This is a genomic window from Bacteroidota bacterium (assembly GCA_038746285.1).
Classification (GTDB): Bacteria; Bacteroidota; Rhodothermia; order Rhodothermales; family JANQRZ01; genus JANQRZ01.
Genome location: JBCDKT010000075.1, coordinates 1 through 14,708, shown reverse-complemented (window position 1 = coordinate 14,708; position 14,708 = coordinate 1). Strand labels below are relative to the sequence as shown.

Here is a 14,708-nt window from a genome sequence, read left to right as displayed (position 1 = left end):
CGAGTCATTCCCGACCCAGATCGGGAATCCATGCAGCGTCGGCACGCGGTGCCATCGTGGCGTGGATTCCCGCCTGCGCGGGAATGACGGGCGTCTTGGGCAGAAAAGCTGAGACCTGACCGAGTCCATAACACGCTCTAGACGCAGGGCGACCTTTCGCCGCGCCGCGTGTCTCCACCTGTATCTCACCGCCAAGCCTTCATGCGCATTCTCTCGCTATCGCTTCTGCTCCTCACCGGCGTTGTGGCCTTCGGGCCGGCGGCGGAGGCGCAGAGCAACCGGAACTACGGCACCGCCTACTCGCGCTTCGGCGTCGGCGAGCGGCTCTCGTTCGCCTCGTCGCAGGCCGCGATGATGGGCGGCGCGTCGGTCGCCGTCCGCTCGCCGATCTACAACGGGCTCGACAACCCGGCGCTCTGGAGCGACCTCGCGCTGACCCAGTTCAGCATCAGCGCCGCCGTCGAGGGCCTGAAGTCGGAAGACGCCGCGGGCGACCGGGCCCGGCTGACGAGCGGCACGCTCGAAGGGCTGCAGTTCGGCGTTCCCCTCCTCGCCGGCCGCCTCGGGATGACGCTCGCGCTGCGGCCGTTCTCCCGCGTCAACTACCTCGCCATCCGCGACGGCTCGCTGGACGACCCCGACTTCGACGTGGACTCGCTCGCCTACCGGATCAACTTCGAGGGCGACGGCGGGCTCCAGCAGGCCCGTCTCGGCCTGGGGTACCGGATAAGCGACAACCTCGCTGTCGGGGCGAGCGTCGACGTACTCTTCGGGGCCATCGACTACATCCAGCGGACGACCTTCGACAGCGCCACGATCCCCGAGGCGCGCAGCACGCGCGAGACGACGCTGAGCGGGTTCAGCGGAACCCTCGGAGCCGTCGCCTCGAAGGTGGGCGTGTTCGGCGAGGAGGACGCCGCCTCGTTCGGCGTCTCGCTCTCGCTCCCGACGCGGCTCAGCGGGGACCGGACCGACACGATCGGCTTCTCGCTCGACCAGGACACCCTCGCCACCGCCGACGACCGCCTGATGGTGGGTGGCGACGTGACGGTGCCCCTGCAGATCGTCGCCGGGCTGGCGTACGCGCCCGATGCCCGCTGGCTGCTCGCGGCCGACGTGCGCTACGAGCCCTGGAGCGGCTTCGAGAGCGACTTCGCCTTCGGCGGCTTCGACCCGGGCACCGGCACGGACCAGCTCCGCGACCGCCTCCGGGTGGGCGGTGGGTTCGAGTTCCTGCCTGCCGGCGCGGAGCGGGGCCGTGCGTATTTTGCCCGCACGGCCTACCGCCTCGGCGGCTACTACGACCGCGCCTACTACGACGCCGGCCTGGGCACGCCAGACGCCATCACCACGCTCGCCCTCACCGGCGGCCTGAGCCTGCCCGCCGTCCTCCCGACCGCTCGCTTCGACCTCGGCTTCGAGATCGGCACGCGTGGGACGACGGAGCGCGGCTTGGTCCGCGATTTGTTTATCAAAGGCTCAGCCACCATCAACTTCGGCGAGCGCTGGTTCCGCCAGCGCAGGCTCGGCTAGACGCCCGGCTCCCGCGCCCGATCCCGCCTGCTTCCTCTCTCTGCAACCGACCGACCGATGACCCGCTTCCTCTCCGCATTCGCTCTCCTTGCCCTGCTCCTGACTGGACTCGCGCCGGCGGCCTCTGCCCAGGCCGAGGGCGAGATCGTGTGCTCGGACGACCGAAACGAGAAGGCCATCCACTACACGCTCTACTACGAGTCGTTCAAGGCTGAGGACTACGAAACGGCGCGTCCCGACCTAGAATGGCTGCTCGAGTGCGACCCGACGTTCACCGGCGTCACGCCCGGCGACCGCAACCTCCGCCGGGCCGTCGTGCTCTACGACAGCCTCGCCATGCGGTCGGACGACCCGGCTCAGCAGCAGGCGTACCTCGCCAGCGCCCTCGCCGTGCTCGACGAGGCACCGTCCATTTTGCAGGACGCCGGCGTGGAGGCTGAGGCCTACGACTACATGATTCGCAAGGGCCGCTTCATCCAGCGCCACCCGGACCTGCTCGCCGACCAGCAGGGGATGATCTTCGACCTCTACCTCCAGGCCTTCGAGACGGCCCCGGACTCGCTCGGCGACTACTACATCAACTACCTCGCAAGCGGGAGCGCCATCCGGGCCAACCAGACCGACACGCCCGAGGCGAAGGCCGAAGCCCGCGACTTCATCACGGGCCAGCTCCAGCCCCAGGCCGAGGACCCGAGCTACATCCAGGATACCATCCTCCCGACTATCATCACGACCCCGCGCGAGCAGTACGAATTCCTCGTCGGGCGCTTCCGCGACGACCCCACCAGCGTCGGGGACGAGGACCTGAACACGCTCTACAACCTCAACAAGATCGACGAGCTGGCGACGCAGAACCCGGACCTGAACGACCTGCTGATCGCGGAGCTACTCACGCGCGACCCGAATCCGCGCCTGCTGATGACTGTCGCCGCTGCCGCTGCTGCGAAGGAAGACTACGAAGAGGCTGAGCGCCGCTACATGGAGGCGATGGAGATGGGCCAGAGCATGGACGCGACCGACGACCCCATGGTCGAGCGGGACATCAACTATGGCATGGCTGTAATGAAGGAGCAGCAGGGCCAGCGCGGCACGGCCGCGGGCTACGCCCGCTCCGCCCTCGAACTGGACTCGGGCCACGCGCAGTCGGCTTACCTCCTCGGAACGCTCATGCAGTCCTCGGTGCGCGGCGGCGATGCCCGCGGCAAGGCGGGCTACTGGTGCGCCGCCGATCAGTTCAGCCGCGCCGCCAGCATCGCCGCGTCGAACGGCAACGACGGCCTCGCGGCCGACGCCCGGCGCGCGGCGGGCAACGCGGCCAACGCAGGCCCCTCCGCGGAGGAATACTTCTTCCTCGACTGGCAGCCCGGCCAGACGGTCTCGGCCTCGTACGGCTGGGGAAGCTGCTCGACGCGCGTGCGCTAGCCTCCGCCATGCCTCGTTCCAGACCGGCGGTTCCTTGCGGGACCGCCGGTTTTTTGGTGTCTGGCTCGTGCTATCTTCGGCCCGCCCGGCTCGCTATCCACCTGATCCGTATGCGGCTCGCCGCCTTCCTCGTTCTGCTGACGCTCTTGCCTGCGGCCCAGGCTCAGCAGGAAGGCGTGCTGCAAGTGGGCGACGCCCTCAGCCGGACGCTGCTCCGCCAGCAGGCGCTCGGACGGCTGGATGGGGCCTTCCTCAGCAACCAGCCGCTCTCGGCGTACGCCGCGCGGGCCTACGCTGACTCGACGCTCGGTGGTGCCGCTCCCCTCGGCCGGGCTGACCGGTCGTTGCTGGAGCGCTACGTCGGCCTCGCCGACGGGCCGGGCGTCGCTGCCGTCCGCCGCAGGGTGCCGTTTCTGTACACCAACGGCAGCAGCTTCTACTCCGTCCGCGCCGAGGACTACGGCCTCGAACTCTCACCCCTCGCGACGCTTTCCTACGGGCGCGCCCGCAACGAGCGGCCCGCGGGCAGCGCCGCCGCGACGCCGGTGTGGCAGAACACGCGCGGCGTGCGGGCAGCCGGACACATCGGCCCGCACGTCTTCTTCGAGTCGCGCCTGCTGGAGAACCAGCGGCGCGTCGCCCGGCCGGCCTTCTTCCGGGACACAGCCCCGCGCCTCGGCGGCAACATCAAGTTCCCCGGCGAGACGACCTACGACTACTTCGTCGCCACCGGCCTCGTCGGGTTTCGGAGCAAATTTTTCGAGGCGCGCCTCGGGCGCGACCGCAACCGCTGGGGCTTCGGGCGGACGAGCCTCTTCCTGTCGGACTATGCCACGGTCTACGACCAGGTCCAGCTTCGGACCTCGTTCTGGCGCATCCACTACACCAACCTCTACGCCCGGTTCAGCTCGCTACGGCCGCCGGGCGACCGGTTCGCCGCCTCCATCCTACCCCGCAAGTACGGCGTCTTCCACCGCCTCGCGCTCGACCTCCCGGGGCGGGTCCAGCTCGAACTGTTCGAGTCCGTCGTCTTCGTCACCGACACGACCGGGGCGAACCGCCGCACCGGCTTCGACTTCGCCTACGCCAACCCGATCATCTTCTACCGCGCCGTCGAGCACGACCTCGGGAGCCCGGACAACGTCCTGCTCGGAGCGGGCTTCTCGTGGGTCGCTACGCCGGGCGTGCAGGTCTACGCCCAGGGCTTGCTGGACGAACTGCGGGCCGAGGAGTTCTTCAACGACTGGTGGGGCAACCGGTGGGGCTACCAGCTCGGCCTGTTCCTCGTGGACCCCGGCATCGGCGCGCGGCGGCTTCGGGACTTCGACCTCCGGATCGAGTACGCCCGGCAGCGGCCGTTTCTCTACAGCCACCGGAGCGAGGGCACGTCGTACCTCCACTTCAACGACCTCCTCGGCCACCCCGCCGGCCCGAACACGTCCGACCTCGCCCTCTCGGCGAGCTACCGCCCGACGCCGCGCCTCTGGACGACGCTCGACCTCGCGTTCACGCGGCGGGGCCGCAGCCCGGACGACGGGCGCAACTTCGGCGACAACCCGGCCCGGTCGTTCGAGGTCCGCGACTTCAGCCTCGACGACAGCACCGAGACCCTGCAGGGCGTCCGGCAGCGCCTCATGCTCGCCGAGGCGCGGGTCGGGTACGAGGTACTCCCGTCGCTCTTCGCCGAGGTCGCGCTCCGCGCCGAGTCGGTGGACGACGCTGAGCGCGGGCTCGACCGCTACGTCGCGCCGTTCGCCTCGCTCCGGTGGGGCGTCCCGTTCCAGAGCGTGCGGTACTGACGGGGGACACCCTGCGGCGTGGTACCTTCGCGGGATGCTTGCTCAATCCCCATGTTCCACCGCTCGCCCTACTGGTCCCTCGTGCTTGCCGCAGTCGCGCTGCTGTCGCTGGCGTGGCCACTGCCTGCGAACGTAGCGCCGGGCAGCACCGTCGTCAGCACCCACGTGACGGATCGCCACGGCGTCTTGCTCCGCGAGGCTCGGCCCGATGGACGCGGTCGGCCTGTGGCGCTCGATGCCATTCACCCGGATGCGCTCGCCGCGCTCGTTGCTACCGAGGACCGCTTCTTCTACCAGCACCCTGGCGTCAACCCGCTCGCCATCGCGCGTGCAGCGTGGCAAAACGTCCGGCAGGGCGACGTTCAGAGCGGCGGCTCCACGCTCACCATGCAGGTCGCTCGGACGCTACGGGGCGAGCCGGATCGCGGCCTGTGGGATAAGCTCGCCGAGGCCCACCTTGCGCTCCGGCTGGAGCTTCGGCTGACGAAGCAGCATGTGCTCGCGCTCTGGCTAAACCGCGTCTCGTTCGGCAACGGCACGCACGGAATCGAATCGGCAGCGCAGCTCTACCTCGGCAAGTCGGCCCGCGACCTCACCGTGGCCGAAGCTGCGTTCCTCGTCGGTCTGCCGCAGAGCCCGAGCCGGTACGACCCGTTTCGCCACCCTGAGCGCGCCCGCGCCCGTCAATACCGCGTGCTCCGTGCCCTCGCGCAGAGCGGGCGGCTCTCGGAGCTAGAACGAAAGCGCCTCGCTGCGTTGCCGATTGCGCTGACCGAGCCGGCGACCGTCTTCCGCGCACCGCATTTCGCCGGGTGGGTGCTGAGCCAGGCCGAAGGCCACCCTTCTGAAATCCGCACCACCCTCGACGCTGAGCTGCAGGCCGAAGCCGAGCGGATCGTCCGCGCCCACCTTGGCCGCCTCGACCCGAGCGTGACCGCTGCCGCGGCCGTCGTGCTCGACAACCGGACGGGCGACGTGCTCGCCTACGTCGGCAGCCCCGACTTCTGGGACGCGCGCACGGGCGGGCAGAACGACGGCGTACGGATGCTTCGGCAACCCGGCAGTGCGGTCAAGCCGTTTACCTACGCGCTCGCGCTCGCCTCGCGCCGCCACACCCCGGCCTCGATCCTGCCCGACCTCGACCTTCAGGTACTCGAAGCGGGCGGGGCGTTCTCGCCCGCGAACTACGACGGGCAGTTTCACGGGCCGGTGGCACTGCGCGAGGCGCTCGCGTCGTCGTTCAACGTCCCCGCCGTCCGCCTCGCCCGCGAACTCGGCCCCGGCGCTCTCCTCCGCGCCTACCGCCAGGCGGGACTCACGACGCTCGAACGACCGGCCAATCACTACGGCGTCGGCCTCACGCTCGGCAACGGCGAGGTTCGGCTGCTCGACCTCGCGCACGCCTACACTGCCCTCGCTCGTGGCGGCACGCGCCCGGCGCTCCGCGCGGTTCGCTGGGCCCGCAGTGCTTCGGGCGACACCCTCCGACTGGCGCATCGGCCCGCTACAAACAGCGGCATCGTTCCTGCCGTGGCGTACCTCCTCACCGACATCCTCTCCGACCCCGAGGCGCGCGCGCCGGGGTTCGGACGCGGCGGCCCGCTGGAGCTTCCGTTTCCTGCTGCCGTAAAGACCGGCACGTCAAAAGACTACCGCGACAACTGGGCTGTCGGTACGACACCGAGGCACACCGCTGCCGTGTGGGTCGGCAACTTCGACGGCAGCCCGATGCGCTGGGTGAGCGGCGTGAGCGGAGCCGGTCCGATCCTGAACGCACTCCTCCGCACCCTCGGGCCGAGCGGTGCCTTTGACCGTCCCGCTGGTGTGGTCGAGGCCGCGGTCTGCCCGGCGAGTGGTCTTCGCCCCGGTGCGGCCTGTCCGACCCGGCGTCGCTCCCCCTTCCTCGCCGGGACCGTCCCGGCTGACACCTGCTCGGTCCACCGCGTCCACCGCGTCGACCGGCGGACTGGCCTCCTCGCCGATGCCGACACGCCGCCCGCGTTTGTAGACGACCGGCTGTACACGGTCTATCCGCCTGCATACCGCGACTGGATGCGCGAACGCGGCCTACCGCTTCCTCCGACCGTCACCGAGGCCGACGTAGACGCGAGCGACGCGCTCGCCTACTCCGACCGCCTCCGGATCGACTATCCAGCGTCTGGCTCTGTGTACCGGATCGACCCGGTGCTGCGGCGCGACTTCCAGCGGCTCCGGCTGCGCGGCACCGCCGACCCCGGCCTGCTCGATCTCGGCTGGTGGGTCGACGGCGAGCGCCTCGACGCACCGCTGGAGTCGGCCACCTGGACCCTCGCACCGGGCCGGCACCGGATCGAGCTGCGCGGCCTCAGTCCCGAAGGCCACCGGCTTCGGAGTCAGCCGGCCGAGGTCGTGATCCGTGGTTAGACAATAGCCCGATGAACTCCAACTTCGCTTCTACCCCAAACCGACACTACCAGTCACGACACTATCAGTCATAGGCTAACGCCGCTGCGTACGCGGTCCCGCGGAGGCGGGAATCCACAGGGATCGCCGGCCGGTGGATCCCCGCCTCCGCGGGGATGACTTCTGAAAAGCTTGAAGCCAACCTTACACCCCACTCAGTCATGGATCGTTCTCAACTAATTGCCGCGTGCCTGCTCGTCGGCTTCGCTCTCCTCGCCTTCGGCGCGTGCAGGAGCACGGAGGAAACCAGCGATTTCAGTGTCGAAGAGGTCGCGCTCGACATCGAATCGAGCGAGCGGGCGTTCGTCCCGACGCTCGACGGGCCGCTGCGTGTGCTGAGCGCGACGCCCTACGGACCGACGCCGTACATGGCTCCCAGTCAGCCCGTTGCGGTCACGTTCAGCCGTCCGATGGTCCCGCTCGGCGATGCACCCGACCTCGGCCCTGGCACGCTCACCCTCACCCCGTCGGTGGAGGGTACGTTGCGGTGGGAGGGTACGCAGACGCTCGTATTCGAGCCGGCGGAGCCGCTGCCAACCGCTTCGTCGTTCGAGGCACGACTCGCTCCGCTTACGAGCCTCGACGGCGAGGCGATGGACGAAGCCTTCGCGTGGCGCTTCGAGACATCCCGCCCCCAACTCGTGACCTCGACGCCTGCGCAGGGCGAAGCGTATGCCGAGCCGGCGGACCCGCTCCGACTCGTGTTCAACCAAGCCCTCGACTCGAACCGGGCCGCGGGGTTTGTCGAACTCAGAGAGACGCAGGGCGGCATCGTCGCTATCCGAATCGCCGCAGACGGCGACAGCGCACTCGTCGTCCGCCCGGGCCGCCCCCTCCGAGGCGGGACGCGCCACACGCTGCGCCTTCTCCCCGGCCTGCCCTCCGCCGTAGGCCCGCTCGGCATGGCGGACACGACGGAGGTGGCCTTCTCGACCTACGGCGACCTCGTTCTCGCCGCTCTCGATCAGCAGCGAGCGTACAACGACGACCGGCTCGCCTTCGACCCGGAGCGCGGCGTCCGCCTCCGGTTCTCGACGCCGGTCCGGTTCGGCGACGTGCGCCGGGCGGTCCGCCTCACCCCCAACGCCGAGCTTCCGCCCGGCATCGAAGCCCGCGACGGCACCGTGAGCACCGAGCACACGCTGGCCTTCGACCTCGCCCCGGAGACGCGCTACACGCTCACCGTCCGCGGCCTCGACGATCCCTTCGGACAGACCCTGGACCGCGCCAGCCGGTCGTTCTCGACGCGGGCCTACGCGCCGTCCCTCTCCGTCCCGCAAGGCCTGCTCGTGCTCGAAGCCGACGAGACGGCGGGACTACCGATGCGCCTGACGAACATCGAGGCTGTGCAGGTCGGTTTGCAGAAGCTGAGCGCCGATGAGATCGTGCCCGTGCTGCGCGCCTACGACCGCGAGCACTGGTACGGCCCCCTCGACGAAGGGGAAGCCGAGCCGGAGCCTACCGCCGCTCGGCAAACGTTCCGCCCCGGTGCGACCCGCAACATGCCCTCGACCGTGCCGCTTCCGCTCGACTCGGTGCTCGCGGGCGAGACGGGCATCGTCGGGGTGCAGATCCTCGGACCGGGTAAGGCCGACCGCCGGGCGCTTGCGCAGGTGACGCGGCTCGGAATCACGGCCAAGTTCAGCCCGCACCAGAACCTCTTCTTCGTGACGGAACTCGCCACGGCGGAACCCGTCGCGGGCGTCCGCCTCACCGTGCGCGGCGGCGACAACCGCGTGGCGTGGACCGGCACGACGGACGCCGACGGCAAGGCCACGTCGCCGGGCTGGGCAGGGCTGGGGCTGAAGAAGCCCGACCGCTGGAACGAGCCGCAGCAGTACGTCTTCGCCGAGCACGACGGCGACCTCGCCTTCACCTCCTCGCTCTACCGCGACGGCCTCGACCCATACCGCTTCGACGTGGACTACGACTGGAGCCCCGAAGCCAGGACCGAGGCGGGCAGCGTCTTCTCCGACCGGGGCCTCTACCGCTCCGGCGAGACCGTCTTCTTGAAAGGCATCCTCCGCACCCGAACCGACGGCGACTGGCAGCCCGTCCGCGACAGCATCCGCGTCCTCCTCCGCAGCCCGCGCGACGAGACTGTCCTCGACCGCCGCCTCCGCCCGAGCGCGCGCGGCACGTTCGACCTCGACTGGACTGCTCCGGCGAGTGCGGCGCAGGGCGTCTACACCATCCGCATCGCCTACGCCGCCGACACCCTCGCCGCCCAGCGCAGCCCGTGGGAGCGCGGCGACCTCGCCGCCGGGTCGTTCCGCGTCGAGTCGTTCCGCCGGGCCACGTTTGCCGTCGATGCCCGGACGGCGGCGGACGCCTACGTCGTCGGCGACTTCTTCGAGGGGACGGTCGCGGGGCGCTACCTCTTTGGCGCGGAGATGGGCGGGCAGCCGGTCCGCTACGCGCTCCGGCGCATCCCATCGAGCTTCGCACCGTCCGGCTTCGACGCCTACCGCTTCGGGCCACTCCAGAACCGCTACGGCTACGAGCCGGTTGCCAGCGGCGACACGGTGCTCGCAGCCGACGGCACGCTCGGTCTTCGCCTCCCCATTGGAGGCACCGAGCGCGGCGGGCCGGCGGACCTGACGTGGGAAGGGACCGTCACCGACCCGGCGCGGCAACAGCAGTCGGGGCGCGTGCGTGTCCCGCTCCACCCGGCGCTGTTCTACATAGGCCTTCGCCCACGTACCACGTTCCTCGACCTGAGCGATGAGAGCGCGATGCGGGTCGATGTCGTGACGGTCGACCCGGTGGGCGCGCCGGTGGGTGACAGAGCCGTGCGGATCGAGCTGATCCGCCGGCAGTGGAACAGCGTGCGCGAGGTCGGCAGCGACGGACGGCTGCGGTGGCGGAGCGAGCTGACCGAGGAGCCGATGGGCGAGCAGACCCTCGCGACGACCGCCGGGCGTCTCTCGCGGATCTCGCTGCCCGTCGCCGAGGGCGGCTCGTACCTCGTCCGCGCCCGCGCGCGCGACGTGCGCGGCAACGCGGTCCGCTCCGAAGCCTACTTCTACGCCACCGGCTCGGGCTACGTCGCGTGGGCGCGCGCCGACAACAACCGGATCGACCTCGTCCCCGACCAGACGACCTACGCGCCCGGCGAGACGGCAAAGGTCATGGTGCAGTCGCCCTACGAGTCCGCGACGGCCCTCGTCACGGTCGAGCGCGAAGGCATTCTGTCGAGCCGCGTAATGACGCTCGAAGGGAGTGCGCCGCAGATCGAGGTGCCGCTCGGCGAAGAGCACCTGCCCAACGCCTTCGTCAGCGTGGTACTTCTCCAGGGCAGGACGGCCCCGCCCTCGGCGACAGACGATGCAGGCGCGCCGTCGTTCAAGATGGGCTACGCCACGCTCCGCGTCGATCCCGGCGACCGGCGGCTCCGCGTTCAGGTCGAGGCTCCGGAGGAGGCGCGGCCCGGCGACAAGGTGACGGTCGACCTCCGGCTGACCGATGCCGGCGGGCGCGGCGTGTCCGGCGAGATCGCCTTTTCTGCTGCCGATGCGGGCGTGCTCAACCTGATCGGCTACACGCTCCCCGATCCGTTCGATGCGTTCTACGGCCCGCGCCCGCTCGCGGTGACGACGAGCGAGACGCTGTCGAACCTCGTCCGCCAGCGCAACTTCGGTCAGAAGGAGGAAGCCCTGGGCGGCGGCGGGGGCGACGGGTCGGACCTGCTGCGGAAAGACTTCAGCCCGCTCGCGCACTGGGCCCCGGCGCTCCAGACGGACTCTCGCGGCTGGGCGAGCGTGACCTTTCGGCTGCCCGAGAGCCTGACGACGTTCCGGCTGATGGCGACCGGACTCGCCGCCAACCGCTTCGGAGCCGGGCAGGCCGACCTCGTGGTGACGCAGCCGCTCGTCCTCCAGCCCGCCCTCCCCCGCTTCGCCCGGCTGAACGACCAGTTCGAGGCGGGCGTGCTCGTCACCAACCGCACCGACGCGCCGGGGGAGGCGACCGTCACGGCGGAGGCGACCGGCGTGACGCTGCGCAGCGGGGCCGAGCAGACGGTCTACCTCGATCCCGGCGAAACGCGTGAGGTCCGGTTTGCCTGGACAGCGGAGGCCGCCGGCGAGGCCGAGGTGCAGGTCGCCGCCCGGCTCGGGAGCGAGCGCGACGCCTTCGCCACGACGCTCCCCGTCGCCCTCCCGACGACGAAGACCGTCAGCGCCACCTTCGCCTCGACCGACGGCCAGGCGCAGGAGACCCTCGCGCTCCCGGCCGGCCGCGTGCCGGGCCTCGGCGGCCTCCGCGTCGCCGTCTCGTCCACGGCCCTCGCCGGACTCGGCGGTGCGACGCGCTACCTCTTCCAGTACCCCTACGGCTGCCTCGAACAGCAGACCTCCCGCATCCGCCCGCTTCTCGTCGGCGACGACCTTCTCGACGCCTTCGACCTCGACGCGCTCGGCGGCGACCGGCAGTTGGTCGTCGAGGCATGGCTGGCAGGGCTCGGTGAGTACTGGACCGGCGACGGGTTCGGGCTGTGGCCGGGGGCGCGGCACGCGAACCCGTACCTCACGGCCTACGCTGTGCTCGCCCTTGCCGAGGCCGAGGCCGCCGGGTTCACCGTTCCCGCTGCCCTCACCCGCGACGCGGTCGCTGCGCTCGACCGGATCGTTCGCAACCGCAGCGACCGAACCGATTACTACGACGCTCAAGTTTGGGGCGATACGCGGGCGTTCGCACTCTACGCCCTCGCCGGGCACGGGCGCGTCCTCGCCGCCGAGATCGACGCGCTCGCCGGGGTGCCGGGCGACCTCTCGCTCGAAGGCGCGAGCCACCTGCTCCGCGCCGTCGTCCTCGCCGAGCGCGGGCCGCTCCAGGCCCTCCGCGCCCCGCTCCTCGACCGGCTCCGCAGCCGCGTCCAGGTCGAGGCGACCAGCGCCTACCTCGACGTGCCGGAGAATGGGCCGTGGGGCTGGATCTTCGCCTCCGACGTGCGGGCGACCGCGCACGGCCTCGCTGCGCTCGTCGAAGCCGACCCGTCGGCCGACACGCAGCAACTCGGGCAGCGGATGGTGCGCTACCTCGTCCGCTCGCGCGAGGGCGGGCACTGGGCCTCGACCCAGGACAACGCGGCCGTGGTCGATGCCTTCGGGGCGTTCTTCGAAGCCTTCGAGGGCACCGCGCCGAACTTCACCGCCGAGGTCCAGGTCGCCGGGCAGCGCGTGCTGCGCGAGACGTTCCAGGGCCGCAGCCTCGACGTGCCCGAAGCAACGGTACCTGCCGGGAGCCTCCCCGACGCCGCGCCGGTCACGGTCTCAAAAAGCGGAACCGGGCAGGTCTACTATGCGCTCGCGCTGGAGACCTACACGACCGCGCCGCAGGACGCCCTGAGCAGCGGCCTTGCCGTGGAGCGCCGGATCGAACGGCTCGACGACCGGGGCGAGCCAACGGGCGGGCCTCTCGCCCGTTCAGCCACGCTCGACGCCGGGGCGCTCGTCCGCGTCACGCTCCGCCTCACCTCGCCGACCGCGCGCAGCTACGTCGTCCTCGACGACGCGCTCCCCGCGGGCCTCGAAGCCCTCAACGCGAGCTTCGAGACGACCGCGAGCAGCCTCGCCGACCAGACCGGCTCCGGCCCCTGGTGGGGCTCGTTCAACCACACCGAGGTCCGCGACGACCGCGTGCTCCTCTTTGCCGACTACCTCCGCGCGGGCGAGCACACCTACACCTACGTTGCCCGCGCCACCACGCCCGGCACCTTCGTCCACCCGCCCGCCCGCGCCGAGGCGATGTACCAACCCGAGACGCAGGGCCGCACGGCGACCGGCACGCTCACTGTTCGCGTCCCGGCTGCTACCACCGCGTTACGATAACTCCAGTCCTCAGCCGACCCGAGGGCCGGCTGCTACAACGACCCAGAGGACCCGGCGATGGTGGACTACATGATGTTTCAATCCTCAGCCGACCCGGGGGCCGGCTGCTACGTCCTGCATGAACCCGCTTAGCATCCGGGGGTCGTAGTTTCAATCCTCAGCCGACCTGGGGGCCGGCTGCTACCGCGGCGTCCTCGGTCTCGGCGAACGGCCCCTTCCCGAAGTTTCAATCCTCAGCCGACCTGGGGGCCGGCTGCTACCCTTCGTGTCTGGCATGATGATTCTCGGTTGGTGAGGTTTCAATCCTCAGCCGACCTGGGGGCCGGCTGCTACCAGACGACCGAACCATGCCTATCACGCACGAGTTTCAATCCTCAGCCGACCTGGGGGCCGGCTGCTACTCTGCTCGCCGTAGACCTTGGGGCGGACCTTGCCAGCGTTTCAATCCTCAGCCGACCTGGGGGCCGGCTGCTACCCGGGCGGCGGAGTGGACCAGCGTGGACGCGGTGTTTCAATCCTCAGCCGACCTGGGGGCCGGCTGCTACGTCGCCGCCGACAGGCCGTTCGCCGCCGCCGACGCCGGGTTTCAATCCTCAGCCGACCTGGGGGCCGGCTGCTACAGTAGTAGTGAGGGCCGGAGAGGTCTGCGCATAGGGGTTTCAATCCTCAGCCGACCTGGGGGCCGGCTGCTACTCGGGGACGGGACCTCGTCTACGAGGTCGAGCATGTTTCAATCCTCAGCCGACCTGGGGGCCGGCTGCTACCGGCACTACCTCCCGGAGGCCCGCATCGAGGACCCCGAGTTTCAATCCTCAGCCGACCTGGGGGCCGGCTGCTACAACAGCTCGACCGGGCGCGGATACCTTGGCAAGGCGTTTCAATCCTCAGCCGACCTGGGGGCCGGCTGCTACGCTTCGTCGCGGCGAGCGACAGCATCACGTTCGTGTTTCAATCCTCAGCCGACCTGGGGGCCGGCTGCTACATCGGCGCGGCGTAGTAGCCTACGGTGTCGCGCGGGTTTCAATCCTCAGCCGACCTGGGGGCCGGCTGCTACGTCGGGACGCTCGCGGTGCGGGGGTGCACGATCCTGACGGGGTTTCAATCCTCAGCCGACCTGGGGGCCGGCTGCTACCAGACGACCGAACCATGCCTATCACGCACGAGTTTCAATCCTCAGCCGACCTGGGGGCCGGCTGCTACTTTCGGTCTCCCGCGCCTCGGCGAGCGTAGACAGGTTTCAATCCTCAGCCGACCTGGGGGCCGGCTGCTACCAGGAGGTGTCGCAGCACGCGGTTCGCTGCTCGTTTCAATCCTCAGCCGACCTGGGGGCCGGCTGCTACCTCCGACCCGTTGACTTCAGCCTGTTAACTCCAACACGTTTCAATCCTCAGCCGACCTGGGGGCCGGCTGCTACATGGGGGCGGAGCCGATGCGATCATGCAGGCGGTCGATGTTTCAATCCTCAGCCGACCTGGGGGCCGGCTGCTACCCGCCTGGCGGACCGATGCCTACCGATCACAACGGAATACGTTTCAATCCTCAGTCGACCTGGGGGCCGGCTGCTACCGAGCTGGTCGGTGCAGGCTTCCCCGCCGACGCCGCCGTGTCAAACCACAGCCGACCGGGGGGCCGGCGGCGACCGGCAAGCGCCCCGGCACCAGACGATGAGGTCAGGGGGTGG

Annotated in this window: 7 protein-coding genes and 1 CRISPR repeat array; of the genes, 4 read left to right on the top strand and 3 right to left on the bottom strand. The window is 70.3% G+C overall.

Going from position 1 to position 14,708, the window contains the following annotated elements; translation table 11 throughout:
- Positions 1-201: 201 nt before the first annotated feature.
- The 4 genes from AAGI91_16470 (at position 202) to pbpC (ending at position 7,157) form a co-directional block, all read left to right on the top strand.
- Positions 202-1,533 carry a hypothetical protein gene (locus tag AAGI91_16470; protein ID MEM1044204.1) on the top strand — a complete coding sequence of 444 codons (1,332 nt, stop codon included), beginning with the start codon at positions 202-204 and terminating at the stop codon, positions 1,531-1,533.
- Positions 1,534-1,590: 57 nt separating this feature from the next.
- Positions 1,591-2,955, top strand: a complete 1,365-nt coding sequence (locus AAGI91_16465) for a hypothetical protein (GenBank protein MEM1044203.1) — start codon at positions 1,591-1,593, stop codon at positions 2,953-2,955.
- A gap of 110 nt (positions 2,956-3,065) precedes the next feature.
- On the top strand, positions 3,066-4,754 hold the full coding sequence (locus tag AAGI91_16460; protein MEM1044202.1) for a hypothetical protein: 1,689 nt from the start codon (positions 3,066-3,068) through the stop codon (positions 4,752-4,754).
- A 51-nt stretch (positions 4,755-4,805) separates the two neighbouring features.
- Positions 4,806-7,157 carry a penicillin-binding protein 1C gene (pbpC, locus tag AAGI91_16455; GenBank protein ID MEM1044201.1) on the top strand — a complete coding sequence of 784 codons (2,352 nt, stop codon included), beginning with the start codon at positions 4,806-4,808 and terminating at the stop codon, positions 7,155-7,157.
- A 215-nt stretch (positions 7,158-7,372) separates the two neighbouring features.
- Here pbpC and AAGI91_16450 read toward each other — a convergent pair whose 3' ends face one another.
- The 3 genes from AAGI91_16450 to AAGI91_16440 all read right to left on the bottom strand — a co-directional run bounded on the left by AAGI91_16450 (position 7,373) and on the right by AAGI91_16440 (position 12,952).
- Positions 7,373-8,335 carry a hypothetical protein gene (locus AAGI91_16450; GenBank protein MEM1044200.1) on the bottom strand — a complete coding sequence of 321 codons (963 nt, stop codon included), beginning with the start codon at positions 8,333-8,335 and terminating at the stop codon, positions 7,373-7,375.
- A 177-nt stretch (positions 8,336-8,512) separates the two neighbouring features.
- A complete protein-coding gene (locus AAGI91_16445; GenBank protein ID MEM1044199.1) occupies positions 8,513-12,262 on the bottom strand; it encodes a hypothetical protein in 3,750 nt (1,249 codons plus the stop codon).
- A 360-nt stretch (positions 12,263-12,622) separates the two neighbouring features.
- Entirely contained in the window at positions 12,623-12,952 is a 330-nt protein-coding gene (locus AAGI91_16440; protein MEM1044198.1) for a hypothetical protein, read from the bottom strand.
- Between the two features lie 74 nt (positions 12,953-13,026).
- Positions 13,027-14,667: a CRISPR direct-repeat array (repeat unit 37 nt; unit sequence GTTTCAATCCTCAGCCGACCTGGGGGCCGGCTGCTAC).
- Between the last annotated feature and the right edge of the window lie 41 nt (positions 14,668-14,708).